At 61.2% G+C, this 317-nt stretch carries 1 pseudogene; it reads right to left on the minus strand.

Going from position 1 to position 317, the window contains the following annotated elements:
• A pseudogene (locus EN786_RS38150) lies at positions 1 to 317 on the minus strand (carbohydrate ABC transporter permease); the annotation flags it as partial.

Raw genomic sequence — 317 nt, forward strand, 5'->3', positions numbered from 1 at the left:
GGAGGTAGACGGGTATCAGGATGACGATCGGCGGAATGATACGCAGCGTGAGCAGGAAAAGGCCGACCTTGCGCTCCGCCGCAAAAGGCAGGCGGAACCTGGCGATCGCATAGGCGCCCATCGCTCCGACGGCGAGCGCGATGGCGACAGAGAAGAAGGTCACCACCAGCGAGTTCGTCAGGTAGGAGCCGAACTGCTTTTCGGTGAACAGTCGCACGTAGTTGTCGAGCGTCGGCACATGCGGGTAGAGCGTGCCTTCCTGGGTGATCTCGCGGTTCGATTTGAGCGAGGTCGAGACCAGCCAGTAGATCGGCAAC

Source organism: Mesorhizobium sp. M4B.F.Ca.ET.143.01.1.1 (genome assembly GCF_004792275.1).
Taxonomy (GTDB): domain Bacteria; phylum Pseudomonadota; class Alphaproteobacteria; order Rhizobiales; family Rhizobiaceae; genus Mesorhizobium; species Mesorhizobium abyssinicae.